This is a genomic window from Xenorhabdus bovienii (genome assembly GCF_024721015.1).
Classification (GTDB): domain Bacteria; phylum Pseudomonadota; class Gammaproteobacteria; order Enterobacterales; family Enterobacteriaceae; genus Xenorhabdus; species Xenorhabdus bovienii.
Map to the genome: position 1 here is coordinate 94,811 of NZ_JANAIF010000001.1, position 26,066 is coordinate 120,876.

The following is a 26,066-nucleotide window of genomic DNA, read 5'->3' on the forward strand; positions in this document are numbered from 1 at the left end:
TTCATACGGCGATAGCGACACTACAAAGTATGATATTAGTATCTCCATCGTCAAATCTGACCAATGCAGAGCCAGTTCAAAGGAATCATAGGCTCTTTTCATTAGACTCAACAATAAATTGTGCAATTCCATCATACTCAATACGACCAGAGCCGGACTTCGTAGCCATCCAAGCCCTGTCTCTTCAAAATCACTTTCTATCTCCCAGCACTGATCCGTTTGAATTACTACAGATTAACTACAATCCCAATGCATATTTCAGCGCCAGCTTCTTCATCGCCCCTGAACGTTGTGCCGCCATCAGTACTAAATTCCGCATGGTTTTCAATCCTGGCAAATCATGGCTGAATGCGGTGTGGAAGAGATCCATACCCGCTTGCATCACTAAATTATCCGGCATTCTGCGACGTTGATAACGCATCAATACCGCTTGAGAATCCCACTCTTCCTGTAATTCTTTGGCGTTTATCAGCACTTTAAGCAAAACCTCAACATCTCGATAACCTAAATTCACGCCCTGCCCGGCCAATGGATTAATGGTATGAGCCGCATCGCCAAGCAAGGCCAATCCCTCACGCACATAGTGGCTGGCATGGTGACGAGTAAGAGGAAACGAACCCACAGCAATTGGAGTCACTTTGCCCAAGCGGGAGGGAAATGCCTGAAAAATTTCTCGCTCAAGCTGTACCATCGTCATCGACTGTAGTTGACGAATTCGGGCAGGAGAATCGTACCAGACCAATGAAGCCCACTGATCAAACAGAGGTAAGAAAGCTCTCGGGCCAGAAGGGAAAAACTGCTGCCATGTGGTGTCCTGCTGAGGTTGCTCGGTTTTGACGGTGATCAACATACATGACTGCTGGTATTGCCACCCATTGCTGCCAATGCCTGCCAGTTGTCGAACCTGAGAGCGGGCACCATCTGCACCAATGATCAGACGTGCATTCATTTCCGTGCCATCAGTCAATGTTATTTGCCACATTTGATGTGCATTCTGCCGTTGCATCGATTTCAGGGCGGCCGGGCAAAACAGCGTCAGATTCGGGTAACGTTCAAACTCCTGCCACAGTGCCAATTGCAGGATGCGGTTCTCTACCATATAGCCCAACTCTGTCAGCCCGAGACTTTGGGCATCGAAAGTCACGTTGGAATCATGCTGTTCCCACGTCTCCAATTTCCGGTAAGGCGCACTGCGCATCCGCAAAACATGGTTCCAAACGCCTAATTGTTTCAATAAATCCACGGAAGCGCAGCTAATTGCAGATACGCGAAGATCCGGTTCATTACCTTCATCATAAGGCTGAGGCGGCTGGTGCTCCAGTAATGCGACACGCCAGCCCTCTTGTACGAGTCCCAAAGCCGTCGCTGCACCAACCATACCCGCACCCACGACGACGATATCGAATTTTTGCTGTGGATTATTCATATTCATCACGCCATTAACTTCCTGATTAAAATAGTGTACCGGAATTTTCCCTTTCCGGCTGTGAATATCCGATGTTACAGTCTGGTCACTGGTGCCTCAAATGACTACAATAGCCTGTAATATTATGCTAAATACATTATGTTCAATACACTGCGCTTTTCAGTGTTGATGCAACATTTCACTGGAAATACCGGATACATAAAATGTCGACGATAAAAAAACTGTATATCAAAACTTGGGGCTGTCAGATGAACGAATATGATTCATCCAAGATGGCCGACCTACTGGAAACCACTCACGGTTATCAGTTAACCGATGTCGCCGAAGAAGCAGATATCTTACTCCTGAACACCTGTTCAATCCGTGAAAAAGCCCAAGAAAAAGTCTTCCATCAACTCGGACGCTGGAAGGGTCTAAAAGACAAAAATCCCGAAATTATTATTGGTGTCGGTGGCTGCGTTGCCTCTCAGGAAGGGGATTTCATCCGCCAGCGCGCTCCTAGCGTTGATATTATCTTCGGGCCTCAAACCCTGCATCGCCTGCCTGAAATGATTAATCATGTGAAAGGCACCCACAGCCCAATAGTTGATATCAGCTTCCCTGAGATCGAAAAATTCGACCGAATGCCAGAACCTCGGGCAGAAGGCCCGAGCGCATTCGTCTCCATCATGGAAGGCTGCAATAAGTACTGTACATTCTGTGTCGTTCCTTACACCCGCGGAGAAGAAGTCAGCCGTCCTTGTGATGATATTCTGTTTGAAATTGCCCAGCTTGCGGCACAAGGCGTACGTGACGTTAACCTGCTCGGTCAGAACGTCAACGCCTACCGAGGCGCAACATTCGACGGGGATATCTGCACATTTGCGGAATTACTGCGTCTGGTCGCGGCCATTGATGGTATCGACCGCATTCGCTTCACAACGAGCCATCCAATTGAATTTACTGATGATATTATCGAGGTCTACGAAGACACACCGGAGTTAGTCAGCTATCTGCACCTACCCGTACAGAGTGGCTCTGACCGTATCCTGACCCAGATGAAACGTGCACATACCGCGCTGGAGTACAAAGGCATCATCCGTCGTCTGCGCAAAGCACGTCCTGACATTCTGATCAGTTCTGACTTCATCATCGGTTTCCCTGGTGAGACACAGGATGACTTCGAAAAAACCATGCAACTGATTGCCGATGTGAATTTCGACATGAGTTTCAGCTTCATCTATTCAGCACGTCCGGGAACCCCTGCGGCCGATTTGCCGGATGACGTGAGTGAAGAAGAGAAAAAACAGCGCCTGTATCTGCTCCAGCAGCGTATCAATCAGCAGGCCATGAGCTTCAGCCGTGCAATGGTTGGCAGTACACAGCGTATTCTGGTTGAAGGCACATCCCGCAAAAATATCATGGAGCTTTCCGGCCGTACTGAAAATAACCGCGTGGTTAACTTTGAGGGAACGCCTGACATGATTGGCAAGTTCGTTGATGCCGAAATTGTTGACGTGTATGCCAACTCCCTGCGCGGTAAAATTATCCGTACTGAAGATGAGATGAATTTACGCATCCATGAGTCACCTGAGTCAGTCATCGCCCGTACCCGCAAGGAAGATGAAATCGGCGTTGGCATTTATCAGCCTTAACAGGCCCTAACTTAGAGATAATCAGTGACACAAATAAACTCACAAGTAGCAACACAAGAGATCTTTCTGGAACCCGCAGATAATCAACGTCTTATGAGTCTGTGTGGCCCACTTGATGACAATCTGAAACAACTTGAGCGTCGTCTTGGAGTCGAGATCAGCCGCCGCGACAATCGTTTCAAACTGGTGGGTAAACCACTGTGTGTCAGTGCAGTAGCCGGTATTCTGCGCCATCTTTATGTCGAAACCGCACCTGTCCGCAGCGTGATCCCAGTTCTTGAACCTGAACAGGTTCATCTGGCCATCACAGAAAGCCACGTGCTGGAACAATCGGCAGAAAGTATTCCTGACTATGGCAAGGCTGTGAATATCAAAACCAAACGGGGTGTTGTGAAGCCCCGTACGCCCAATCAAGCACAGTACATTGCCAATATCCTTGATTATGATATTACATTTGGAATTGGGCCCGCAGGGACAGGGAAAACTTATCTGGCCGTTGCCGCCGCCGTTGATTCACTGGAACGTCAGGAAATTCGCCGTATCCTGCTAACCCGTCCAGCGGTTGAAGCGGGTGAAAAGCTGGGATTTCTGCCGGGCGATCTGAGCCAGAAAGTCGATCCTTACTTGCGTCCGCTTTACGATGCCCTGTTTGAAATGTTGGGATTTGAAAAAGTTGAGAAGTTGATCGAAAGAAATGTTATTGAAGTGGCTCCACTGGCCTATATGCGTGGACGTACCCTCAATGATGCCTTTATTATTCTCGACGAAAGCCAGAATACCACCATCGAACAGATGAAGATGTTCTTAACCCGCATTGGCTTCAATTCCAAAGCGGTGATTACCGGTGACGTGACTCAGATTGACTTGCCAAGAGGCCAGAAATCCGGCCTTAGCCACGCAGTAGAAGTCTTGTCTGAAGTTGATGAATTAAGCTTTAATTTCTTCCATAGCGAAGACGTTGTCCGTCATCCTGTGGTCGCCAAAGTCGTTATCGCCTATGAAGCATGGGAATCTGCGGAACAGAAACGGAAACAAGAGCTTAATGATAAACGCAAGCAGGAAGCACAATGAATTCAGTTATATTAGATTTACAAATTGCATGTGAAAATCCAGAAGGGCTTCCTGATGAAGCCCTTGTCCAACGCTGGCTGGAGAGTGTTCTGCCACAATTCCAGGCAGAAAGTGAAGTAACAATCCGTCTGGTCGATGAGGCAGAAAGCCACGATTTAAACCTCACTTATCGCGGGAAAGATAAACCAACCAATGTGTTATCCTTTCCGTTTGAAGCACCGCCTGAAGTGGAATTACCTTTGCTCGGTGATTTAATCATCTGCCGTCAAGTTGTTGAACAAGAAGCAGAGGAACAACAAAAGACAGTTGAAGAACACTGGGCACACATGGTAATTCACGGTTCTCTCCATCTACTTGGATACGACCATATCGAAGACGATGAAGCAGAAGAAATGGAATCTCTGGAAACAGAAATTCTACAAAAAATGGGTTATGCTGATCCCTATTTAGCGGAAAAAGAATAACCGTTAGCATCATTTTTATGCTAAAAATTACGATTTACAATATTAATTAATGGGGAATTTTCATTCAAACGCCATGAGCGACGACCATCCTTCAAATAACGATAGCCCTGGCCCTAAGAAAGGCTTTCTTGCGCTTCTTAATCAACTTTTTCACGGTGAACCGAAAAACCGTCATGATTTGGTTGAACTGATCCGTGATTCTGAACAGAACGATCTGATCGATCCCGATACTCGAGAGATGCTCGAAGGGGTAATGGATATTGCTGACCAACGCGTGCGTGACATTATGATCCCTCGCTCACAAATCGTTACCTTAAAACGAAATCAACCTTTGGACGAATGTCTGGATGTAATTATCGATTCGGCTCACTCACGCTACCCTGTAATCAGCGAAGACAAAGATCACATCGAAGGCATTTTGATGGCAAAAGATCTTCTGCCATTCATGCGCACGAATGCAGAGCCTTTCAGCATTGATAAAGTGCTACGTCAGGCTATTGTGGTGCCAGAGAGTAAACGTGTTGACCGCCTGCTGAAAGAGTTCCGCTCCCAGCGTTACCATATGGCAATTGTAATCGATGAATTCGGTGGTGTTTCCGGTCTGGTCACGATAGAGGACATTCTTGAACTGATTGTGGGCGAAATAGAAGACGAATACGACGATGATGAAGATAACGATATTCGTGCCTTAAGCCGCCATACTTATTCAGTACGGGCATTGGCTCAAATCGAAGATTTCAACGATGTTTTCGGCACCAATTTCAGCGATGAAGAAGTTGATACCATCGGTGGGCTAGTGATGCAGGCATTTGGTCATCTACCTTCCCGGGGTGAATCTATCGACATAAACGGTTATCTTTTCAAAGTAGCAATGGCAGATAGCCGGAAAATCATTCAGGTTCATGTCAAAATACCGGATGATGCTGACGTTCCTGGCCTTGATAAACAATAATAGGATCTGGATGAACAAAGCCTCATTACTGAGTTGCCAGCGGCTGCGCGCCTTGCTGGCACTTTTCTTAGGAGCCAGTGGAACACTGGCTTTTTCACCTTTTGGTTTCTGGCCTGCTGCATTCCTGTCTCTTTTCGGCCTGCAAATTCTGACACTCAACAGAACCACTCGACAGTCTCTCTTTATTGGTTTCTGCTGGGGATTTGGCTTATTTGGCAGTGGTACAAACTGGGTTTATGTCAGCATCGCGAATTTTGGCGGCATGCCCACTGTCGTCAATATCTTTCTGGTTATCCTGCTATCTGCCTATCTCGCTCTTTATCCCACTCTGTTTGCTGGCCTGCTCAACCGTTTTTTTCCGGCCGCCAACGGGATCAGGCTGGTCGTTGTCAGTCCAGCACTATGGCAATTGACTGAATTTCTGCGTGGTTGGGTATTAACTGGGTTTCCATGGCTGCAATTTGGCTACAGCCAGATCGATGGCCCAATGAAAGCTATTGCCCCTATTCTGGGGGTGGAAGGCATCACCTTCCTGATACTAATGATCAGTGGTCTGCTGGTACTTGCCACTATCCGGAAAAAACTTTCACTGGCTATCGCCGCGGTTATTCTGCTGCTGCTGCCGTGGCCAATGAGGTATTATCAGTGGTATACCCTACTGCCGGATAAGTCTGCCGATATCGCACTGGTTCAGGGCAATATTCCCCAAGTCATAAAATGGAATCCCTCAGAACTGGAAAATACGCTGGACATCTATCTGAATAATAGCCGTCCTTTCATCGGTAAAATACCCATCATCATCTGGCCGGAATCTGCCATTACTGCTTACGAAATCACCCAAGGTAGTTTCCTGACCGAACTGGATTCTTTGCTAAGACAGCGTAATACCAGACTGATTACCGGAATTCCTGATGCTCGTCCCACATTGGAAGGCTATAAATTCTATAACAGTATTATCGTGTTGGGAGATAAAACCCCTTACCGATATCCGGCATCGATCCGCTATGATAAACATCATCTCGTTCCGTTCGGTGAATTTGTTCCGCTGGAATCAATATTGCGCCCATTGGCCCCCTTCTTCAATTTGCCAATGTCTTCCTTCAATCGTGGTGATTATATACAGCCACAGCTTTCTGTAGCAGGGCATAACATAACTGCTGCAATCTGCTATGAAATTATTTTGGGCGAGCAAGTACGTGATAATTTCAAGCCCGATACTGAATTTTTGCTGACAATTTCTAATGATGCCTGGTTTGGGCGTTCTATTGGCCCGTGGCAACATTTCCAAATGGCACGAATGCGCTCTCTTGAATTGGGACGCCCATTGCTTAGAGGAACAAATAACGGTATTACTGCGGTTATCAGGCCAGATGGCTCAATACAAGCCAAGCTTCCACAGTTTACCCGTCAAGTGTTGGAAGCTAAGGTTACTCCAGCTAGTGGCAGCACCCCTTATTTTCGCTTTGGTTATTGGCCGATATGGGGATTAGCACTGCTGTTCATTGGTTTCGGATTGATAAGCAGCAACCGCCGCCGAACTTAATTTCCTATTCAGTAGATCCCTCAATAAAAGATCAGGGTATATTATTTATACCCTGATCTTCTCTATGACTCGTTCGCTCCACAGAAAACTCCAACCAAGTCGCATAATTCATTATTTTTACCATACGATTAACCAAATACACTTTATATTATTCTTAACTAAAATCAAAAATAAATATATTGACCTAAAAAACACAAACTGTGAACAGAGTTCAAAATTATTTTCTCTTTAATCGTACATAAGTAAAATTGTTTATTTATAGTGCGAGGCAGGTCGCGAAATAGAAACATTATGGTTTCAAAAAACTAACATTATGAATTACTTTTTTACAGCATATAAACAAAAAGATTCAGGAAATCGTTTCTACAAAAATGTAAACGCCACTATCTGCAAGCAAACCCAATCTTCAAAGAATAACCCGATAAAGGAGCTGTATATGCGTAAGTTGATGTTAACCATGATGTTGCTTAGCGCGGTAGGAGCTGCCCATGCTGAGGAATTAACTGGAACACTGAAAAAAATCAAAGACAATGGGATTATCGTTGTTGGACACAGAGAATCTTCTGTTCCATTTTCTTATTATGATAATCAACAAAACGTTGTCGGCTATGCTCAAGATTATTCCAACTTGATTGTTGATGCCGTCAAGAAAAAGTTGGATATGCCCAACCTACAAGTCAAACTAATCCCGATTACCTCCCAAAACCGCATTCCGTTGCTGCAAAACGGCACTTATGATTTTGAGTGTGGCTCTACCACCAATAACCTTGAGCGCCAAAAACAAGCTGCATTCTCCAACACTATCTTTGTCGTCGGTACTCGTCTGCTGACCAATAAAGATTCAGGAATAAAAGGGTTTGACGATCTGGCCGGGAAACATGTTGTCGTTACTTCTGGTACAACATCTGAAATTCTGCTGAACAAACTCAATGACGAGAAGCAAATGCAGATGCGCATAATCAGTGCCAAAGACCACGGTGATTCATTCCGTACTCTGGAATCAGGCCGTGCTGTCGCTTTCATGATAGATGATGCATTGCTGGCGGGTGAACGCGCAAAAGCGAAAAAACCTGATCAGTGGATCATTGTTGGTAAACCACAATCAGAAGAAGCTTATGGCTGTATGCTGCGCAAAGATGATCCTCAATTCAAGAAATTGATTGATGGCACGATTGTGAAAGTACAGACCTCCGGTGAAGCAGAAAAACTCTTTGATCTCTGGTTTAAACAACCGATTCCACCTAAAAAACTGAATATGAACTTCTCCATGTCAGATGAGATGAAGACCTTATTTAAATCACCAAATGATAAGGCGTTAAATTAAGGAATTAACTAAAAACACTCGATTTTATTGGCACGATGGGGGTGAGGTAGTCGTTCCCTACCTCATTTTTTTAGCCTGTTCTTTTGAGTCAATGATTTACCACTAATAGAACATCTTAGGCGTGACAGCCAACCCCATTTCAGGGAGCACGATTATGTCTGTTGATTGGAATTGGGGCATCTTTCTACAAGCTGCCCCTTTTGGTAATACCACCTATTTGGGGTGGATTATTTCTGGGTTTCAGGTGACGATTGCACTTTCCGTCTGCGCTTGGGTTATTGCGCTCGTTGTTGGATCGTTGTTCGGTATCCTCCGCACCGTTCCGAACAAATTTCTAGCAACGCTAGGCGCTTGTTATGTTGAGCTATTCCGCAACGTTCCTTTGATCGTCCAGTTTTTTATATGGTATCTGGTGGTACCAGAATTCCTGCCCAAAAATTTGAGTAATTGGTTCAAGATGGAACTGGATCCCAATATTCAATTTTTTATTTCCTCGGTAATCTGTCTGGGGCTATTCACTGCCGCCCGTATCTGCGAGCAGGTTCGAGCTGCCATCCAGTCACTGCCACGGGGGCAAAAAGCCGCAGGACAGGCCATGGGCCTGACTCTGCCACAAACCTACCGTTATGTCCTGCTGCCAAACGCCTATCGTATCATTATTCCTCCGATGACCTCAGAGATGCTCAATCTGGTGAAAAACTCTGCTATTGCCTCCACCATCGGGCTGGTGGACATGGCAGCACAGGCAGGCAAATTACTCGATTATTCAGCACATGCTTATGAATCATTTACGGCGATCACGCTAGCTTACGTTGGCATCAATCTGGTGATCATGCTTGCCATGACTCTGCTTGAGAAAAAAGTGCGCTTGCCAGGCAATCTGGGAGGAAGATAGAAAAATGTATCAGTTTGACTGGAGTTCCATTATTCCCAGCTTGCCATTTCTGCTGAATGGATTGGTGATAACCGCCAAAATTACCGTGATAGCCATTATCATTGGCATTGCTTGGGGAACCTTGCTGGCAATGATGCGCCTATCTTCTATCAAAATACTGAGCTGGTTTGCCACCCTGTATGTCAACCTCTTTCGCTCAGTTCCACTGGTGATGGTATTGCTGTGGTTCTACTTAATTGTGCCGAACTTATTACAAAATGTTCTAGGCATATCACCAAAAACCGATATCCGTTTAATTTCTGCAATGGTAGCGTTCTCGCTATTTGAAGCGGCCTACTACTCCGAAATCATTCGGGCAGGTATTCAGAGTATTTCCCGGGGGCAGTCATCTGCTGCGCTGGCGCTGGGTATGACCCACATGCAAAGTATGCGTCTGATTATCCTGCCACAAGCATTCCGCGCAATGATCCCATTACTGTTAACGCAAGGCATTGTATTATTTCAAGATACATCGCTAGTATATGTACTGAGTCTGGCTGATTTTTTCCGTACAGCAACGAATATAGGTGAGCGTGACGGTACTCAGATTGAAATGATTCTGTTTGCCGGCGTTGTTTATTTTGTGATTAGTTTTGCCGCTTCCATGCTGGTTAACTATTTGAAAAAAAGGACTGTTTGATGATTTCCCTGAAAAATGTATCCAAATGGTATGGCCAATTTCAGGTTCTGGCTGACTGCTCGACTGAAGTCAAAAAAGGCGAAGTAGTCGTGGTCTGTGGCCCCTCGGGTTCCGGTAAATCCACACTAATAAAAACGGTTAATGGCCTTGAACCTGTCCAGCAGGGTGAAATTCGGGTAAACAACACGCCAGTTAATGATAAAAGCACCAACCTGGCTCAATTGCGTTCTAAGGTTGGCATGGTGTTCCAGCACTTTGAGCTGTTTCCCCATCTGTCAATCATTGAGAACCTGACACTGGCTCAGGTTAAAGTTTTGAAACGCGATAAAAAAGCCGCTACCGAAAAAGCGTTGAAACTCTTGGAACGAGTCGGGTTGACCAGTCATGCTGATAAGTTTCCTTCCCAGCTTTCTGGTGGTCAGCAACAGCGTGTCGCCATTGCCCGTGCACTCTGTATGGACCCCATCGCCATGCTGTTTGATGAACCCACATCAGCGCTTGATCCTGAAATGATCAATGAAGTACTGGATGTCATGGTTAAGCTGGCTAATGAAGGCATGACCATGATGGTTGTGACCCATGAAATGGGATTTGCCAAAAAAGTGGCTCATCGCGTCATTTTCATGGATGAAGGAAAAATTGTCGAAGACAGCAAAAAAGAAGATTTCTTTGCCAACCCTAAATCAGAACGCGCCCGTGATTTTCTGGCGAAAATTCTACACTGATTTTCTCCCTGTCGGCGGATAACACGACTTCCGCCGACCTTAATCTGCTTCGAAAATAGGTAAATTTCAGCGATCTCACTTTAACAAGTGTTGTTGCCCCTATCCCTTATCAGCTATGCTATGAGGTCTAAGATTTCATAAACAAACTATGCGCGTTACAGGCGCAGCTTTATTACTCACCATAGGATTATCGGTGCCATGCAAGAACAATATCGTCCAGAAGACATAGAGCGACAAGTACAGCTTCACTGGCAAGAGAAGCAAACTTTTAAAGTGACAGAAGACAGCAACAAAGAAAAATACTATTGTCTGTCCATGCTACCTTATCCTTCTGGCCGACTACATATGGGCCACGTCCGTAACTACACCATTGGTGATGTGATTTCCCGTTATCAGCGTATGCTTGGCAAAAACGTCCTGCAACCTATCGGTTGGGATGCATTCGGTCTGCCAGCAGAGGGCGCTGCGGTCAAAAATAATACCGCACCTGCTCCATGGACCTATTCCAATATTGAATACATGAAAGCCCAGCTGAAAACTCTGGGATTCGGTTATGACTGGGATCGTGAAGTCACAACCTGTACGCCAGAATACTACCGCTGGGAACAATGGTTCTTTACCAAACTGTACGAGAAAGGTCTGGTTTATAAAAAAACCTCTGCCGTCAACTGGTGTCCACATGACCTGACCGTTCTGGCTAACGAACAGGTTATTGACGGCTGCTGCTGGCGCTGTGATAGCCAAGTTGAACGCAAAGAGATCCCTCAGTGGTTCATCAAAATCACTGATTACGCTGAAGAACTGCTGAACGATTTGGATAAGCTGGAAGATTGGCCAGAGCAGGTCAAAACTATGCAGCGTAACTGGATTGGTCGTTCAGAAGGTGTCGAAATCACCTTTAATGTGGCTGACAGTCAGGAAACATTGACGGTTTATACGACTCGCCCAGATACATTCATGGGAACGACCTATGTTGCTGTTGCGGCTGGTCATCCTCTGGCAAAACAGGCAGCGGAAAATAATCCTGAACTGGCTGAGTTCATCAACGAATGCCGTAATACCAAAGTTGCCGAAGCTGATATGGCCACTATGGAGAAAAAAGGTGTGCCAACAGGCATGTTCGCAATTCATCCATTGACCAACGAAAAAATTGCCATCTGGGTCGCTAACTTTGTTCTGATGGAATACGGTACAGGCGCAGTGATGGCAGTCCCAGCCCATGATCAGCGCGACTGGGAATTTGCAACCAAGTACAGCCTGCCAATGAAAACCGTCATTCTGGACAACGACGGCAATGTGCCAACTGTTCAGGAAGGCGCAGCTACTGATAAAAATGCACTGGTTAATTCCGGTGAATTCAGTGGACTGAGCAATGAAGAAGGCTTCAATGCTATCGCAGATAAACTGGTCGAGATGGGTGCTGGCAACCGTAAGGTTAACTATCGTCTGCGTGACTGGGGTGTTTCCCGTCAACGTTATTGGGGGGCGCCAATTCCAATGGCGACACTGGAAGATGGTACTGTCGTTCCTGTTCCAGAAGATCAACTGCCCGTTATCCTGCCAGAAGATGTTGTGATGAATGGCATCACCAGCCCAATCAAAGCAGATCCTGAGTGGGCCAAAACGACCATCAATGGTCAACCAGCGCTGCGTGAAACCGATACTTTCGATACTTTCATGGAATCATCATGGTACTACGCACGCTATACCTGCCCAGATTATGACAAAGGTATGCTCGATCCGGCCGCCGCTAACTATTGGCTGCCAGTGGATCAATACATCGGTGGTATTGAACACGCCATCATGCACTTGATGTACTTCCGTTTCTTCCACAAGCTGATGCGTGATTCTGGGATGGTCAATTCTGACGAACCAGCCAAACGCCTGCTGTGCCAAGGTATGGTTCTGGCAGATGCGTTCTATTACACCGGCAACAGCGGCGAAAAAGTCTGGGTATCCCCAGCTGACGCGATTGTTGAGCGTGATGATAAAGGCCGCATCGTGAAGTCGGTGGATCAAGACGGTCATGAGCTGGTCTATACTGGCATGAGCAAAATGTCTAAATCCAAGAATAACGGTATCGATCCACAAATTATGGTCGATAAATACGGCGCTGATACCGTTCGCTTGTTCATGATGTTCGCTGCACCACCAGAACTAACACTGGAATGGCAGGAATCTGGCGTAGAAGGCGCTAACCGCTTCCTGAAACGTGTCTGGCGCCTGGTGTATGAACACAGCAGCAAAGGTACAACCCAGCCGCTGGATATCGCCAGCCTGACGACTGAACAGAAAGATTTGCGTCGTGACTTACATAAAACCCTTGCGAAAGTCACCGATGATATCGGCCGTCGTCAAGCATTCAATACCGCAGTTGCGGCTATCATGGAACTGATGAACAAACTGACTCGTGTCCCACAGGAAACCGAGCAAGATCGCGCTTTAATGCAGGAAGCACTGACTGCGGTTGTACGTATGCTTTCCCCTATCACGCCACACGCTTGTTTCGTGATGTGGAAAGAACTTGGTAATGAAAGCGACATTGACACAGCTGCATGGCCACAGGCTGATGAGCAGGCAATGGTGGATGATACCAAGCTGGTCATCATCCAGATTAACGGTAAAGTTCGTGGTCGCATTACCGTACCCGCAGATGCGACAAAAGAGTATGTCCAAGAGATGGCGGAAAAAGAGTACAGCGTTGCGAAATACCTTGAAGGCGTCAGTATTCGTAAAGTCATCTATGTTCCAGGCAAATTGCTGAATCTGGTCGTCGGCTGATAACAGGAGTCCATATTTTGGTAGGAAATAGTGTGCGGCATGGTATTTTCACGTTGTTTCTGGGGTTAGCGGTGCTGGTCACCGCTGGCTGTGGTTTTCATCTTCGTGGCACAACACAGGTACCAAAAGAACTTCAAACATTACAATTAAGTTCAGGTGATCCCTACGGGCCTCTGGCCAGAGCAGTACGCCAGCAACTTCGCCTGAACGACGTCAAGATTGTTGAACGTGGCGATGCCTCAGTACCGATCCTGAAACTCTTGGGTTCTAATGAGCACAAAGAAACCGCTTCTGTATTTCAGGATGGTAAAGCGGCGGAACGTCAATTAGTACTGTACGTTGATGCTCAAGTGCTCATGCCGAATGGCGGTATCTATCCATTGCGGGCAAGGGTTGATCGTTCTTTCTTCGATAACCCGCTGGAAGCACTGGCAAAGGATGCGGAAAATGAACTGATTCAGCAGGAAATGCGCGAGCAAGCAGCCCACCAGCTTATGCGCCAGTTGCTGACCGTTCACAGTGCAGAACTCTTGAAAACTGAAGAAAAACAGCAAGCAGCGACTGCACAAAAGCAATGATCCGACTCTATCCTGAACAACTCCTTTCGCAGCTCAATGACGGGCTGCGAAACAATTACCTGCTATGGGGCAACGAGCCGTTGCTGTTGCAGGAAAGTCAGGACAGCATCCGCAGAGTGGCTGAACAGCATGGTTTTCTGGAGCATTTCACCTTTTCTTTGGATAACCATACTGAATGGGAAGAAATATTCAGTCTGTGCCAGTCACTCAGCCTGTTTTCCTCTCGCCAGTCACTTACCCTGCTACTTCCGGAAAATGGCCCAAATGCGGCAATGGTAGAACGGCTAACCAAGCTGTCTGGATTGCTGCACGCAGATATCTTATTGATATTACGTGGGCATAAACTCACCAAGGCGCAGGAAAACAGTCCGTGGTTCAAAACACTTGGGCAAAATGGTGTGTACATCAGTTGTCTGACACCTGAACAAAACCGTCTTCCTCAATGGGTGGCACAACGTGCCAGAAGCATGGGGCTATCACTGGAAGATGAAGCTAACCAACTACTATGCTATTGCTATGAGGGAAATTTATTGGCACTGGCTCAGGCACTGGAACGCCTTTCTCTGCTCCATCCCGATAATCGGCTGACGCTTCCCCGTGTCGAAGAAGCTGTCAACGATGCGGCACATTTTGCCCCCTATCACTGGGTTGATGCCCTGCTGGCAGGCAAAATCAAACGGGCGTGGCATATACTGAAACAACTTCGACAAGAAGATACTGAAGCGATCATCCTGCTTCGCACCATACAACGAGAGCTAATGCTGCTGTTAATCCTCAAACGTCAGGATAAGACGACCCCTTTGAAGACACTGTTTGATCAGCACAAAGTCTGGCAAAACCGTCGATCACTGCTGACAACCGCATTACAGCGCTTGTCACAGCAAGATCTGCAATCAGCCATACATTTGCTGACCCAGATGGAACTGTGCGTCAAACAGGATTATGGCCAATCGATTTGGGCTGACCTGGAAACACTTTCCATGCTGTTATGCGGAAAAACATTACCAGAGAGCTTCTTGAATGCTTCATTCCACTGATTCAACAATAGACCCGAGCTCCCCGATTATTCAAGCACTGTTTGGTGGCACATTCGATCCCATTCATTATGGTCACTTGCGCCCTGTGGAGGCATTAGCGAAACAGGTAGGGCTAAAGCAGGTCATTTTACTGCCAAACCATGTTCCACCACATCGTCCACAACCTGAAGCAACCGCCAGTCAACGGTTGGAGATGGTTCGTCTGGCCGTACAGGACAACCCGCTTTTTACCGTCGATACCCGTGAACTGGAACGTCAGACGCCCTCTTATACGATAGAAACGCTGAAATCCTTTCGTCAAGAAGTCGGCGAGCAACGGCCACTGGCATTCATCATCGGACAGGATTCACTGCAATCTATCCATACATGGTATAAATGGGAAGAATTACTGGGTATCTGCCACCTTCTGGTCTGCTCACGTCCGGGTTATCAAAGCCAACTTTCAACCTCAGATATGCAAAAATGGCTTGAACAGCACAAAATTGACACTCCGATATCATTGAGACAAAAGCCACACGGTTGTATTTATCTGGCCGCTACTCCGTTATTAAACATCTCCGCAACTGATATTCGTCAACGCCATCAGCAAGGGCTGAGCTGTGATGATTTACTGCCTCCAGCGATACAAAATTATGTCGATTCACGGGGGCTATATCGACAATAACGAAAACATACTGTGATTTGCCGCTGAGTCGCTTACTTTTACAGAGATTGGCATGCTATTATTCTGCATTATTCAACCAATTTGATGAAATTAAGGTGATCCTTTTGCAAGGCACAGAACTACAAAAATTTGTTATTGATAAACTTGAAGATTCCAAAGCACAGGATATTGTTTCTATAGATGTTCGTGGAAAATCCAGTATTACCGACTGCATGGTTATCTGCACAGGCACATCAACCCGTCATCTGATGTCAGTGGCAGACAATCTGGTTGATGACTGCCGCAAAGCCGGATTTATGCCGCTGGGTGTCGAAGGGCAGGGCATCTCAGACTGGATAGTCGTTGACCTCGGCGAAATAATGATACATGTCATGCAGGAAGACAGCCGTCGCATGTACGAACTGGAAAAACTCTGGAGTTGAGTTTGAAGTTACAATTGGTCGCTGTAGGAACAAAAATGCCGGACTGGGTTCAGACCGGCTTTATCGATTATTTGCACCGTTTTCCCAAGGATATGCCTTTTGAGCTGATTGAAGTCCCTGCAGGGAAACGAGGTAAAAATGCTGACATCAAACGTATTCTTGAAAAAGAAGGCGAACAAATGCTGTCGGCTGTCGGCAAAGGCAATCGCATTGTGACACTGGATATTCCCGGATCTCGTTGGGATACCCCACAGTTAGCACAACAGCTAGAACGCTGGAAACAGGACGGCAGAAATGTCAGTTTGCTTATTGGTGGCCCAGAAGGTCTGGCTCCGGCCTGCAAAGCTGCCGCAGAACAAAGTTGGTCACTTTCTCCACTGACGCTGCCACACCCTCTGGTACGGGTTCTGGTTGCTGAAAGCCTTTATCGGGCGTGGAGTATCACGACTAATCACCCTTACCATCGGGAATAAATTGGGTAATCTATCACCGTGAATTCTGGCAATGGGATGAAGAATAAACGAACCCCTTTTCGCGATCATACGGCTGAATCAGCCCTTTTTATGCGCCGCGCACTCGTGGCGTTCATTGGCATTATCATTTTAACGGGGATTCTGATTGCCAATCTTTATAATCTCCAGATCATTCGCCACGAAGATTACCAGACCCGCTCAAATGGGAACCGCATTAAGCTCGTTCCCATTGCCCCAAGTCGGGGTATTATTTATGACCGTAATGGAACACCATTAGCGACTAACCGCACTATTTACCAATTAGAAATCATTCCACAGAAAATCGATAATCTTGACAAAACGCTGGATGAGTTGCGCTCCATAGTTGACCTGACCGATGAAGATATAGAAAACTTCAAGAAAGAACGTCAACGCGCACGTCGTTTTACCTCCGTTCCTTTGAAAACATCCCTGAACCAAGTACAGGTTGCTCGGTTTTCCGTCAACCAATATCGTTTTCCAGGGCTGGAAATCAAGGGCTATCAGCGTCGCGAGTATCCTTTTGGTTCCGCTCTCACCCACGTGATTGGTTATGTCGCCAAAATCAATGACAAGGACGTAGAACGGCTTGAGAAAGAGGGTATTCTTGCTGACTATGCAGCTACCCATGATATCGGTAAGCTGGGCATTGAGCGTTATTATGAATCAACTCTGCATGGCAAACCCGGCTATGAAGAAGTTGAAGTCAACAACCGTGGCAGGGTGATCCGCCAGTTACATGAACAACCCCCACAGGCAGGTAAAGATATTTATCTGTCGATAGATTTGAATCTGCAAAACTATATTGAACAAATTCTGACAACCAGCCGTGCTGCTGTCGTGGTCACTGATCCTCGTACTGGTGAAGTGTTGGCAATGGTATCGAACCCAAGCTATGACCCCAACCTGTTTGTGGATGGGATTTCCAGTAAGGATTATAAAAATCTGCTCAACGACCCTAACCGTCCGCTAATTAACCGTGCAACCCAAGGGGCTTACCCACCGGCATCAACGGTTAAACCTTTTATTGCTGCTGCGGCACTGAGTAGCGATATCATCACGAAGAATACCACGATATTCGATCCCGGCTGGTGGCAGCTACCCGGCTCAGAAAAACGTTATCGTGACTGGAAACGCTGGGGACACGGTAAACTGAATGTGCATAAATCTATCGTTGAATCGGCAGATACTTTTTTCTATCAATTGTCCTATGATATGGGGATCGATAGGCTTTCCGAATGGATGTCAAGGTTTGGTTATGGTCAATTTACAGGTATTGATTTGAGGGAGGAAACTCCCGGCAACATGCCAACCCGAGAATGGAAAGTGAAACGCTATAAAAAACCGTGGTATCAAGGTGACACCATTTCTGTCGGCATCGGTCAGGGATACTGGACAGCCACCCCTATGCAGATGGTGAAGGCTCTGATGATATTAATCAATGATGGCGAAGTAAAAACGCCACATTTCTTGCTGGGTACTCGCGTGAATGGCGAAATGCATCCTTACCAACCTCCTGTAAATCATTCGATTGGTGATATCCATTCCGGCTACTGGGAAATTGCCAAAGATGGCATGTACGGTGTCGCCAATGCCCCAAACGGCACCGCACGCAGGTTCTTTGCCGGTGCACCCTACAAAGCAGCCGTAAAATCAGGCACCGCACAGGTATTCAGCTATGAAACCTATAATGCAAGCAAACTGGCAGAACATCTGCGTGATCACAAACTAATGATAGCCTTCGCGCCCTATGACAGCCCAACGGTTGCCATTTCTATTATTCTGGAAAACGGCGGCTCAGGACCCGCGGTTGGGACGATAATTCGTCAAATTCTGGATCATATTTTAATCAAGGATAGCGAGCGCATCACTCCCGTTGCGGCTCAGGCCGTAACCGGAACACAAGCTAATTGAGTAACGCCATGACAGACTCTCAGAAAAAGGTTCCTTTCTGGACCAGAGTACATATCGATATCCCACTGCTACTGTGCATTCTGGCATTGTTAGTCTACAGTCTTTTCATTATGTGGAGCGCCAGTGGACAAGACGTTGACATGATGGAGCGTAAAGCCGGACAGGTTATCATGGGGCTGATAGTCATGATCGTCTTGGCTCAAGTCCCGCCACGCATATACGAGAACTGGGCACCTTATCTTTATATTGGATGCGTGTTCCTGCTAATCCTTGTTGATGTTTTTGGGCAAATAAGTAAGGGTGCGCAACGCTGGCTGGATCTGGGCATTGTGCGCTTCCAGCCATCGGAAATTGCTAAAATTGCCGTTCCTTTGATGGTTGCTCGTTTCATGAACCGTGATCTTTGCCCTCCCTCATTGAAAAATACGGGGATTGCACTGATTCTGACATTCTTGCCTACCCTACTGGTCGCCGCACAGCCAGACTTGGGAACCTCTATCCTGATTGCCGCCTCTGGTGTATTCATTCTGTTTCTGGCAGGAATGAACTGGCGGTTAATCACCATTGCCATTTTACTGATTGCCTGTTTTCTTCCAATATTATGGTTCTTTTTGATGCATGACTACCAACGTGCCAGAGTCATGATGCTGCTGGATCCTGAAAGTGATCCACTGGGTAAAGGCTATCACATCATCCAGTCCAAAATCGCCATTGGCTCAGGAGGGGAATTTGGCAAAGGCTGGTTGCAAGGAACACAGTCGCAATTGGAATTTCTACCTGAACGCCATACGGATTTCATTTTCGCTGTTCTCTCTGAAGAGCTGGGGCTGGTGGGTGTTCTTGTCTTGCTGGCTCTCTATCTGCTGCTCATCATACGTGGTTTGGTTATTGCCGCCAGAGCACAAAATACTTTTGGTCGGGTGATGGTGGGTGGTTTAATACTAATTCTATTTGTCTATGTCTTCGTAAATATCGGCATGGTGAGCGGTATCCTGCCTGTAGTCGGCGTTCCCCTGCCGCTGATTAGCTATGGCGGCTCGGCATTAATTGTCTTAATGGCAGGATTCGGCATTATTATGTCAATACATACGCATCGCAAGTTATTGTCCAAAAGCTTATAAGGAAGAGGTTTCATGCGTCAACAATGGCTTATACTCGGCATCGTGGCTGTACTGATATCAGGCTGTACAACAACAGGTAATAAAAGAGAGGACTCCTCCATTCCTCCTGTTCCAACCCGTGAGGTATTGGGTGCAGAACCTCAATATGAGCCTTATCACCCAAGTGCCAACCAAGACTATCAAAGGGATGGGCAATCCTATCGCATCGTGCAGGACTCAGCTAACTTCACCCAGACGGGTTATGCCAGTGGGTTCGGTGAAGAAGCGAATGGAAAACTGACAGCAATTGGTGAACGAGCCAGTCCTTATGCTTTAGCGGCTGCGCACCCCACATTACCTATTCCAAGCTATGTCCGGGTCACTAATTTGAGCAACGGGCGCATGATGATTGTCAGAATTAATGACCGTGGCCCTTACAATAAGCCGGGCAAAATCATTGAATTATCGCGGGCGGCGGCGGAACGCCTGAATCTGATGCCACAAAGCAGAGTCAAACTGGATGGAATTCAAGTTGCACCTGATGGATCAGTTTCTGGCTTGGGGACAGAAGGCGCGACTATCGTCAAACAAAGCTATGCTTTACCTGACAGGCCCAATATTGGCGCACCAGCCATGATGAGCAGCCCATCTGAACAAAATATCGCAGAGCAAAATACTGTGGGGCAACCTGCTGTTGATCAGAATCTGTCTGGGAATACAGAAAATCCGTTTCTCACTTCACCGCCCGTGGGAACACCATCTGCACCAAAGCAATCAGAGACAAAATGGATATTGCAGCCACAGACTAAACCTGTTGCGACTTCCCCCGTGACACCTGAGCCTGCTGCCACATCAACGGGCGGTTTCATGGTACAAGTTGGTGCCATCAGTTCTGAACAGAAAGCCAAAGAGTGGCAACAATCATTAAGCCAGCGCTTTAATGTACAAGGTCGTATTATGCAATTTGGCAATGTCCATCGCGTTCAACTGGGGCCTCTCAGCCGCCAGCAAGCAACGGAACTGCAAAAGAAATTGACTGACCAGATGCATCAATCCTCCTTTATTGTTGCCCCCTGACTAGCCAATCATCTGCTGATATTCGACAATTCCGTCAATATCAGCAGGTGGGTAAAAAAACAACCGGGTAAAAAAGTGTAAACCTTCAACTCACTCAATTTTGTTTAATGTCAGCTTTTTTGTCATTTGTTATTATGTCGCTTATTATCAATCCCTTTCTCACGGATGCTACCTAATCAATCATGAAATACATAGTTACTTCCCGTTTTATTAAAAATGCCACTTTAAGCATCGCTCTGGCTGCCAGCGCTTCTGCATTCGCCAACACGGATGATAATTTCAAAACCATGATCCCCGGCGTTCCCCAAACCGATGCAGAAGCCTATATTCTGATTGATTACAATTCAGGCAAGATATTGGCAGAAAAAAATTCGGATATCCGACGTGATCCCGCCAGTTTGACGAAGATGATGACCAGCTATGTGATTGGTCAAGCCATCAAATCAGGGAAAATCGGTCCAAATGACACTGTTACCGTCGGTAAGGATGCTTGGGCAACGGGCAATCCGGTGTTTAAAGGCTCCTCACTGATGTTTTTGAAACCCGGCGATCAAGTTTCTGTTGCCATGCTATCCCGTGGTATCAACCTGCAATCCGGTAATGATGCCTGTGTCGCAATGGCTGACTATGTGGCAGGCAGTCAAGATGCGTTCGTCAACCTGATGAATAAGTATGTGCAGAATCTAGGGTTGCAAAACACACACTTTGAGACTGTCCATGGCCTAGATGCAGCAGGTCAGTACAGTTCTGCCCATGATATGGCACTGATTGGTCAGGCTCTGATCCGTGATGTACCGGATGAGTATGCAATCTATAAAGAGAAAGAATTTACTTACAACAATATCCATCAACCCAATCGTAACGGGCTGCTATGGGATAAAAGCCTGAATGTGGATGGCATCAAAACCGGCCACACCAGTGGCGCCGGTTATAACCTTGTTTCTTCCGCCACCGAAAGTAATATGCGCCTAATTTCTGTCGTCATGGGCAGCCCAACATTCAAAGGCCGTGAAACCGACAGCAAAAAACTGCTGACTTGGGGCTTCCGCTTCTTCGAAACGGTCTCACCATTGCAGGTGGGTAAAGAATTTGCCTCAGAACCAGTCTGGTTTGGTGATGCTGATAAGGTACAATTGGGCGTCGATAAAAATGTTTACCTGACTATTCCCCGTGGCCGCCTGAAAGATCTGAAAGCCAGCTACGTATTGAACAATACCGAACTACATGCCCCACTCGCCAAAGATCAAGTCGTCGGTACTATCAACTTCCAGCTTGATGGTAAAACCATTGAACAACGTCCATTGGTCGTGATGCAGGAAATCAAAGAAGGGGGTTTCTTCAGCCGTATGATCGATTACATCAAATTGATGTTCCATCATTGGTTTGGTTGATCCCTTGAAAGGTAAGCATTGAACCTTATATTAGTCACTAATTGTTAGAAAATAATCACGCCACGGCAAAAACTACCACGTTGCCGTGGCAAGTAAACTAGGAGTGCCCATGAAAACAAAATTAAATGAACTGCTTGAGTTCCCCTGCTCATTCACTTACAAAGTGATGGGTTTAGCTCGACCTGAGCTGGTGGATCAAGTTATTGAAGTGGTTCAGCGCCATGCGCCGGGCGATTACTCCCCAGTTGTGAAACCAAGCAGCAAAGGCAATTACCACTCGGTTTCCATCACCATCAATGCCACACATATTGAACAGGTTGAAACGCTGTATGAAGAGTTAGGTAATCTGGAGCTGGTGCGAGTGGTTCTGTGATTAAACAGCCACAACGTGATTGATTAAGTATTTAATGCCCCAGTCGGGGCATTTTAAAAGCCGCGATTCATGGTGAAATTCATCAAATCATGCGTGATCATCCTTGGATGAAGATTTCGACCAATACGCCATGAAATTGATTAATGAACGATCTAAATGACGTTCCTGAAGCAAATACTGGCGCAGTTTCTTTACCACAGAGGATTCTGCTGCAATCCAACCGTAAAAACGAGTCTCATTATTTTCACTTGTCGCCCTTTCCCATAATTCACCCTCTGATGTGGTCTTCTCATCCAGAGCTTGTTCTTTGATAAACGCTGATTCTGGAATAGTGACGTGCTGGGGGACTTCCTCTATCAGCCGTTTACCATACTGATACTTTCCTTCAGTATCTCGGGGCAACCAGAACACATCAGCAAATGTGAAATGCTCTACATTGACACAATCCCCTTGCTCAGGAACTTCAAAGAATGCCTGAACATAAGGTGGGTTATCACGCTGAGCTAATTGTTCGAGGATACCCAAAGCGGCTGGCAAGGCAGTCTCATCGGCGATCAGGAGTGTCTGACACATGTGCTCAGGAGGATTCCATTCACACCCTCCCCCGCTATTTTCCATACAGCCATCCAAACCTGCCATCGGAGCAACAATTTGGAGTGTATCCCCCAAGTTTGCATGGGATAACCAATTGGATACCGGACTATTTTTTCCGTGCAGAACAAACTCAACATCCATTTCGTGCTTTTCAATTCGTAACGCTCTCAATGTGTAAGTTCGCATCAATGGACGCTGCTCTTTAGGTATCGCCATGTAATCACGACGCCATTCTTCCCCACCCTCTAACTTTAGTGCAGGGTTATTTTGAACAGGAAATAGTAACTTAATACGCTGATCAGGTGCATATCTTCGCATCCTGTGTACGTCAGGCCCTTGGAAAACACAGCGTAATATGGATGGTGATACCAAGATTCGTTCTTTTAAGAACAGAGTAAAAATAGAGTAGGTTGAAGACATAATATTATATTAACAAAAAGGCTTGTTATCTCTTTATTGATAAAATATTAGTCAACATACTTCAAGGAATATCTTAAATCAATATCATTAATGATGTAGAGAACACAACCAGCTCGTGTTCACTGCCACCTCAAAAACGCCAGAATGCCTTCGAACAGAGGATCAGGATCGGATAAATTTCAAGACGCCCCAATAACATGGCCGCACACATCATCCATTTCGCGACAGCATCAAGATCACCGAAACCTTGCGCGGTTGCGCCATAACCGACTCCCATATTATTGATACAGGCAGCAACGGTAGCAAACGAGGTCACTAAATCATAACCCAACAGATTCAATGCCCAGATAAAGAAACAACTGAAAAAGACATACAAAAAGAAAAACCCCCAGACAGAGCGCAGTACCCTTTCATGAACCGAAGACTGGCCAACTTTAATCGTTGAAATGGCATTCGGATGAACAAGCTGATTAATTTCGCTGATACTCTGCTTTGCCAGGATCAGGAAACGGAGTGCCTTAATACCGCCACATGTCGATCCCACACAGCCCCCAAAGAAACTGACTGCCAACAGCATCAATATCGTGTGGGAAGGCCATTGGGCATAATCTGAAGTCGCCAAGCCATTATCGGTCATCATGGAACTGGTCATGAAAAAACCATGAACGAAAGCTTCCTTCACACCATACATACCCGAGCGATATAACTCCAACCAGATAATGCAAACTACCGCCGCCAGCACCAGCAGAAAAAATTTCAGTTCGGCATTTTTCAACAGTGGTTTTAGGCTTCTGCGTGTCAGTGCAACAAAATAGAGCGTAAAGTTGACTGCCGCCAATACCGAGAAAATGCCCCCCACCATTTCAATAGCTGCACTGTCATAATAACCAAGGCTTTCATTGCGGGTCGAAAATCCACCTAAAGAAACGGTCGAAATTCCATGGCAAACGGCATCAAACCACGACATTCCCGCTACTTTAAAACTCACCGAACATAGAGCCCCCAACAGCAGATAAACCAGCCATAGACTTTTAGCACTGTCGGCAAGGCGAGGGGTCAAGCGCTCTTCTTTAAAAGGGCCAGGCATTTCTGATTGATAGAGTTTTACCCCACCAATACCGAGCAATGGCAGAATCGCAACAGCCAGCACGATAACTCCCAATCCACCAATAAAATTAAGCTGTGCACGATAATAGAGAATAGACTTGGGTAATTCAGACACATCATTCAGTACCGTTGCTCCTGTCGTTGTGATACCCGACACACCTTCAAACACCGCATCCACAAGGTTGATATTCAGGCTTTTATCAAGAACGAAAGGCAAAGCACTGAGCAGCGAAAAGAGCAGCCAGAACAACACGATGATAAGAAATCCATCTTGGGTACTGGGTTGTGCCTTGGTTTTGCGAGTAAAATACCAACCAACGCTTCCGACACTCAATCCAATGAGCAACGTCTCAAAAAAGGCAAACACACTTTTTTCTTTATAAAATAGTGCAACAAAAATAGGCAGCAACATAGAGAGGCTGTAAAGGAGCACCAGAAAACTACAAAGATGCCCCACAATCAGGAGTTGGTTTTTTCTGACCATCTGTTAGCTCAAACAGAGATTAAAGGAGAAATCATCGAAATATATAACCATCATAATATAAAATTTAAATATATTCGTCTAATTAACAATATTATTGCATTAAAGCATTCTCAAACTGGTGGGAATCCTTTTAGGACGTTATACTGGCGGGTAATTTTTGTTAACGAATGATGAAGTTCCCATTGCAACATAACACCGTTATTTTACGCCAGCTGGGTATCCAGCCTTACGGGCCAGTTTCTGATGCTATGCACCAGTTTACTGAGCAGCGTACTGCGGAAACATCCGATGAAATTTGGCTCGTCCAGCACGAAAAAGTGTTTACGCAAGGTCAGGCAGGTAAAGCCGAGCATGTGCTTACGCCAGGTGAGATTCCCGTCATTCAATCCGACAGGGGCGGTCAAGTAACCTATCATGGCCCTGGGCAACAGGTCATGTATGTCTTAGTCGATTTAAAGCGGGCAAAAATTGGTGTGCGCCAGTTGGTGACCGCAATCGAGAATACCGTAATCGAAACCTTGGCTTATTTTGGTGTAGAAGCGCATGCCCGTCCAGATGCGCCGGGTGTCTATGTCCAGAACAACAAAATATGTTCACTTGGGCTGCGTATCCGTAAAGGATGCTCTTTCCACGGTCTGGCACTGAATATTGCAATGGACTTACAGCCATTTTTACGCATTAATCCATGTGGTTATGCGGGAATGCAGATGACTCAACTCAGTCACCTCGCAGCAGAGGTAACGGTTGAAGATGTACAACCTGTTCTGGTGGAAAAATTCTGCCGGATCTTGGGATTTCAACTAATCAATGAAAGATGATATAATTTTTTAACATTTTTCAAAAAAAATTGAATGGATTTATTGATCTGATGGCTCTGACATAGGGATTAGACAATAAATCAAAATCTGAAGAATATAACT

At 46.1% G+C, this 26,066-nt stretch carries 24 protein-coding genes; 21 read left to right on the top strand and 3 right to left on the bottom strand.

Translation table 11 applies throughout. The features are described 5' to 3' along the window. Nucleotides 1-238 precede the first annotated feature (238 nt). Nucleotides 239-1,426, bottom strand: a complete 1,188-nt coding sequence (ubiF, locus tag NXS07_RS00375) for a 3-demethoxyubiquinol 3-hydroxylase (RefSeq protein WP_038222417.1) — start codon at nucleotides 1,424-1,426, stop codon at nucleotides 239-241. Between the two features lie 203 nt (nucleotides 1,427-1,629). Here ubiF and miaB point away from each other — a divergent pair, with 203 nt between their 5' ends. The 20 genes from miaB (at nucleotide 1,630) to ybeD (ending at nucleotide 22,541) form a co-directional block, all read left to right on the top strand. Beyond that, a complete protein-coding gene (miaB, locus tag NXS07_RS00380) occupies nucleotides 1,630-3,060 on the top strand; it encodes a tRNA (N6-isopentenyl adenosine(37)-C2)-methylthiotransferase MiaB (protein WP_038196068.1) in 1,431 nt (476 codons plus the stop codon). Nucleotides 3,061-3,084: 24 nt separating this feature from the next. After that, nucleotides 3,085-4,131: a PhoH family protein gene (locus NXS07_RS00385; RefSeq protein ID WP_258085962.1), complete on the top strand. Its 1,047-nt coding sequence runs from the start codon at nucleotides 3,085-3,087 to the stop codon at nucleotides 4,129-4,131. Then, complete coding sequence (gene ybeY / locus NXS07_RS00390) at nucleotides 4,128-4,595, top strand: rRNA maturation RNase YbeY (protein WP_258085963.1); 468 nt, start codon at nucleotides 4,128-4,130, stop codon at nucleotides 4,593-4,595. The genes NXS07_RS00385 and ybeY overlap by 4 nt, the downstream gene beginning before the upstream one ends. A 73-nt stretch (nucleotides 4,596-4,668) precedes the next feature. Continuing rightward, the gene (gene corC, locus NXS07_RS00395) at nucleotides 4,669-5,547 is read left to right on the top strand and encodes a CNNM family magnesium/cobalt transport protein CorC (protein ID WP_038196074.1); all 879 of its coding nucleotides are present in this window, start codon (nucleotides 4,669-4,671) and stop codon (nucleotides 5,545-5,547) included. Nucleotides 5,548-5,557: 10 nt separating this feature from the next. Further along, nucleotides 5,558-7,090, top strand: coding sequence for an apolipoprotein N-acyltransferase (gene lnt, locus NXS07_RS00400; RefSeq protein ID WP_038217531.1), 1,533 nt, complete (start codon nucleotides 5,558-5,560; stop codon nucleotides 7,088-7,090). A gap of 430 nt (nucleotides 7,091-7,520) precedes the next feature. Continuing rightward, nucleotides 7,521-8,414 carry an amino acid ABC transporter substrate-binding protein gene (locus tag NXS07_RS00405; protein ID WP_258085971.1) on the top strand — a complete coding sequence of 298 codons (894 nt, stop codon included), beginning with the start codon at nucleotides 7,521-7,523 and terminating at the stop codon, nucleotides 8,412-8,414. 154 nt (nucleotides 8,415-8,568) lie between these two features. Continuing rightward, nucleotides 8,569-9,309 carry an amino acid ABC transporter permease gene (locus NXS07_RS00410; protein WP_038201223.1) on the top strand — a complete coding sequence of 247 codons (741 nt, stop codon included), beginning with the start codon at nucleotides 8,569-8,571 and terminating at the stop codon, nucleotides 9,307-9,309. Between the two features lie 4 nt (nucleotides 9,310-9,313). Further along, nucleotides 9,314-9,988, top strand: a complete 675-nt coding sequence (gene gltK, locus NXS07_RS00415; RefSeq protein WP_038180119.1) for a glutamate/aspartate ABC transporter permease GltK — start codon at nucleotides 9,314-9,316, stop codon at nucleotides 9,986-9,988. Continuing rightward, on the top strand, nucleotides 9,988-10,713 hold the full coding sequence (locus NXS07_RS00420) for an amino acid ABC transporter ATP-binding protein (protein ID WP_038196079.1): 726 nt from the start codon (nucleotides 9,988-9,990) through the stop codon (nucleotides 10,711-10,713). Before gltK ends, NXS07_RS00420 begins: the two co-directional genes overlap by 1 nt. A gap of 198 nt (nucleotides 10,714-10,911) precedes the next feature. Beyond that, a complete protein-coding gene (leuS, locus tag NXS07_RS00425) occupies nucleotides 10,912-13,494 on the top strand; it encodes a leucine--tRNA ligase (RefSeq protein ID WP_038201229.1) in 2,583 nt (860 codons plus the stop codon). 32 nt (nucleotides 13,495-13,526) lie between these two features. Beyond that, nucleotides 13,527-14,072: an LPS assembly lipoprotein LptE gene (lptE, locus tag NXS07_RS00430; RefSeq protein WP_038180207.1), complete on the top strand. Its 546-nt coding sequence runs from the start codon at nucleotides 13,527-13,529 to the stop codon at nucleotides 14,070-14,072. Next, nucleotides 14,069-15,109 (top strand): DNA polymerase III subunit delta, encoded by a 1,041-nt coding sequence (gene holA, locus NXS07_RS00435; protein WP_038222334.1) that lies wholly within the window; start codon nucleotides 14,069-14,071, stop codon nucleotides 15,107-15,109. The genes lptE and holA overlap by 4 nt, the downstream gene beginning before the upstream one ends. Continuing rightward, nucleotides 15,093-15,773: a nicotinate-nucleotide adenylyltransferase gene (nadD, locus tag NXS07_RS00440; protein ID WP_046337303.1), complete on the top strand. Its 681-nt coding sequence runs from the start codon at nucleotides 15,093-15,095 to the stop codon at nucleotides 15,771-15,773. The genes holA and nadD overlap by 17 nt, the downstream gene beginning before the upstream one ends. Nucleotides 15,774-15,868: 95 nt before the next feature. Beyond that, nucleotides 15,869-16,195, top strand: coding sequence for a ribosome silencing factor (gene rsfS, locus NXS07_RS00445; protein WP_080717446.1), 327 nt, complete (start codon nucleotides 15,869-15,871; stop codon nucleotides 16,193-16,195). 2 nt (nucleotides 16,196-16,197) lie between these two features. Continuing rightward, a complete protein-coding gene (rlmH, locus tag NXS07_RS00450) occupies nucleotides 16,198-16,668 on the top strand; it encodes a 23S rRNA (pseudouridine(1915)-N(3))-methyltransferase RlmH (RefSeq protein WP_038180140.1) in 471 nt (156 codons plus the stop codon). Between the two features lie 36 nt (nucleotides 16,669-16,704). Then, nucleotides 16,705-18,600, top strand: a complete 1,896-nt coding sequence (mrdA, locus tag NXS07_RS00455) for a peptidoglycan DD-transpeptidase MrdA (RefSeq protein WP_038201235.1) — start codon at nucleotides 16,705-16,707, stop codon at nucleotides 18,598-18,600. A gap of 8 nt (nucleotides 18,601-18,608) precedes the next feature. Next, nucleotides 18,609-19,721 carry a peptidoglycan glycosyltransferase MrdB gene (gene mrdB / locus NXS07_RS00460; protein ID WP_038180146.1) on the top strand — a complete coding sequence of 371 codons (1,113 nt, stop codon included), beginning with the start codon at nucleotides 18,609-18,611 and terminating at the stop codon, nucleotides 19,719-19,721. A gap of 12 nt (nucleotides 19,722-19,733) precedes the next feature. After that, nucleotides 19,734-20,777 carry an endolytic peptidoglycan transglycosylase RlpA gene (gene rlpA / locus NXS07_RS00465; RefSeq protein ID WP_258085964.1) on the top strand — a complete coding sequence of 348 codons (1,044 nt, stop codon included), beginning with the start codon at nucleotides 19,734-19,736 and terminating at the stop codon, nucleotides 20,775-20,777. Between the two features lie 182 nt (nucleotides 20,778-20,959). Then, on the top strand, nucleotides 20,960-22,168 hold the full coding sequence (gene dacA / locus NXS07_RS00470) for a D-alanyl-D-alanine carboxypeptidase DacA (protein ID WP_038222330.1): 1,209 nt from the start codon (nucleotides 20,960-20,962) through the stop codon (nucleotides 22,166-22,168). Nucleotides 22,169-22,277: 109 nt separating this feature from the next. Further along, on the top strand, nucleotides 22,278-22,541 hold the full coding sequence (ybeD, locus tag NXS07_RS00475; RefSeq protein WP_038180156.1) for a DUF493 family protein YbeD: 264 nt from the start codon (nucleotides 22,278-22,280) through the stop codon (nucleotides 22,539-22,541). Nucleotides 22,542-22,628: 87 nt separating this feature from the next. On the opposite strand, the gene NXS07_RS00480 is transcribed toward ybeD, so the two are convergent. Then, the gene (locus NXS07_RS00480; protein ID WP_258085965.1) at nucleotides 22,629-23,555 is read right to left on the bottom strand and encodes a siderophore-interacting protein; all 927 of its coding nucleotides are present in this window, start codon (nucleotides 23,553-23,555) and stop codon (nucleotides 22,629-22,631) included. Nucleotides 23,556-23,685: 130 nt separating this feature from the next. After that, nucleotides 23,686-25,146 carry a TrkH family potassium uptake protein gene (locus NXS07_RS00485; protein ID WP_038217515.1) on the bottom strand — a complete coding sequence of 487 codons (1,461 nt, stop codon included), beginning with the start codon at nucleotides 25,144-25,146 and terminating at the stop codon, nucleotides 23,686-23,688. Between the two features lie 170 nt (nucleotides 25,147-25,316). Here NXS07_RS00485 and lipB point away from each other — a divergent pair, with 170 nt between their 5' ends. Continuing rightward, on the top strand, nucleotides 25,317-25,964 hold the full coding sequence (gene lipB, locus NXS07_RS00490) for a lipoyl(octanoyl) transferase LipB (protein ID WP_038192353.1): 648 nt from the start codon (nucleotides 25,317-25,319) through the stop codon (nucleotides 25,962-25,964). Nucleotides 25,965-26,066: the final 102 nt, after the last annotated feature.

What these genes read in the sequence shown, in the direction of transcription:
- ubiF (WP_038222417.1), bottom strand. Translation starts at nt 1,426, where the DNA reads ATGAATAATCCACAGCAAAAATTCGATATCGTCGTCGTGGGTGCGGGT.
- miaB (WP_038196068.1), top strand. Translation starts at nt 1,630, where the DNA reads ATGTCGACGATAAAAAAACTGTATATCAAAACTTGGGGCTGTCAGATG.
- ybeY (WP_258085963.1), top strand. Translation starts at nt 4,128, where the DNA reads ATGAATTCAGTTATATTAGATTTACAAATTGCATGTGAAAATCCAGAA.
- corC (WP_038196074.1), top strand. Translation starts at nt 4,669, where the DNA reads ATGAGCGACGACCATCCTTCAAATAACGATAGCCCTGGCCCTAAGAAA.
- lnt (WP_038217531.1), top strand. Translation starts at nt 5,558, where the DNA reads ATGAACAAAGCCTCATTACTGAGTTGCCAGCGGCTGCGCGCCTTGCTG.
- NXS07_RS00410 (WP_038201223.1), top strand. Translation starts at nt 8,569, where the DNA reads ATGTCTGTTGATTGGAATTGGGGCATCTTTCTACAAGCTGCCCCTTTT.
- gltK (WP_038180119.1), top strand. Translation starts at nt 9,314, where the DNA reads ATGTATCAGTTTGACTGGAGTTCCATTATTCCCAGCTTGCCATTTCTG.
- NXS07_RS00420 (WP_038196079.1), top strand. Translation starts at nt 9,988, where the DNA reads ATGATTTCCCTGAAAAATGTATCCAAATGGTATGGCCAATTTCAGGTT.
- leuS (WP_038201229.1), top strand. Translation starts at nt 10,912, where the DNA reads ATGCAAGAACAATATCGTCCAGAAGACATAGAGCGACAAGTACAGCTT.
- holA (WP_038222334.1), top strand. Translation starts at nt 14,069, where the DNA reads ATGATCCGACTCTATCCTGAACAACTCCTTTCGCAGCTCAATGACGGG.
- nadD (WP_046337303.1), top strand. Translation starts at nt 15,093, where the DNA reads ATGCTTCATTCCACTGATTCAACAATAGACCCGAGCTCCCCGATTATT.
- mrdA (WP_038201235.1), top strand. Translation starts at nt 16,705, where the DNA reads ATGAAGAATAAACGAACCCCTTTTCGCGATCATACGGCTGAATCAGCC.
- mrdB (WP_038180146.1), top strand. Translation starts at nt 18,609, where the DNA reads ATGACAGACTCTCAGAAAAAGGTTCCTTTCTGGACCAGAGTACATATC.
- rlpA (WP_258085964.1), top strand. Translation starts at nt 19,734, where the DNA reads ATGCGTCAACAATGGCTTATACTCGGCATCGTGGCTGTACTGATATCA.
- dacA (WP_038222330.1), top strand. Translation starts at nt 20,960, where the DNA reads ATGAAATACATAGTTACTTCCCGTTTTATTAAAAATGCCACTTTAAGC.
- ybeD (WP_038180156.1), top strand. Translation starts at nt 22,278, where the DNA reads ATGAAAACAAAATTAAATGAACTGCTTGAGTTCCCCTGCTCATTCACT.
- NXS07_RS00480 (WP_258085965.1), bottom strand. Translation starts at nt 23,555, where the DNA reads ATGTCTTCAACCTACTCTATTTTTACTCTGTTCTTAAAAGAACGAATC.
- NXS07_RS00485 (WP_038217515.1), bottom strand. Translation starts at nt 25,146, where the DNA reads ATGGTCAGAAAAAACCAACTCCTGATTGTGGGGCATCTTTGTAGTTTT.
- lipB (WP_038192353.1), top strand. Translation starts at nt 25,317, where the DNA reads ATGAAGTTCCCATTGCAACATAACACCGTTATTTTACGCCAGCTGGGT.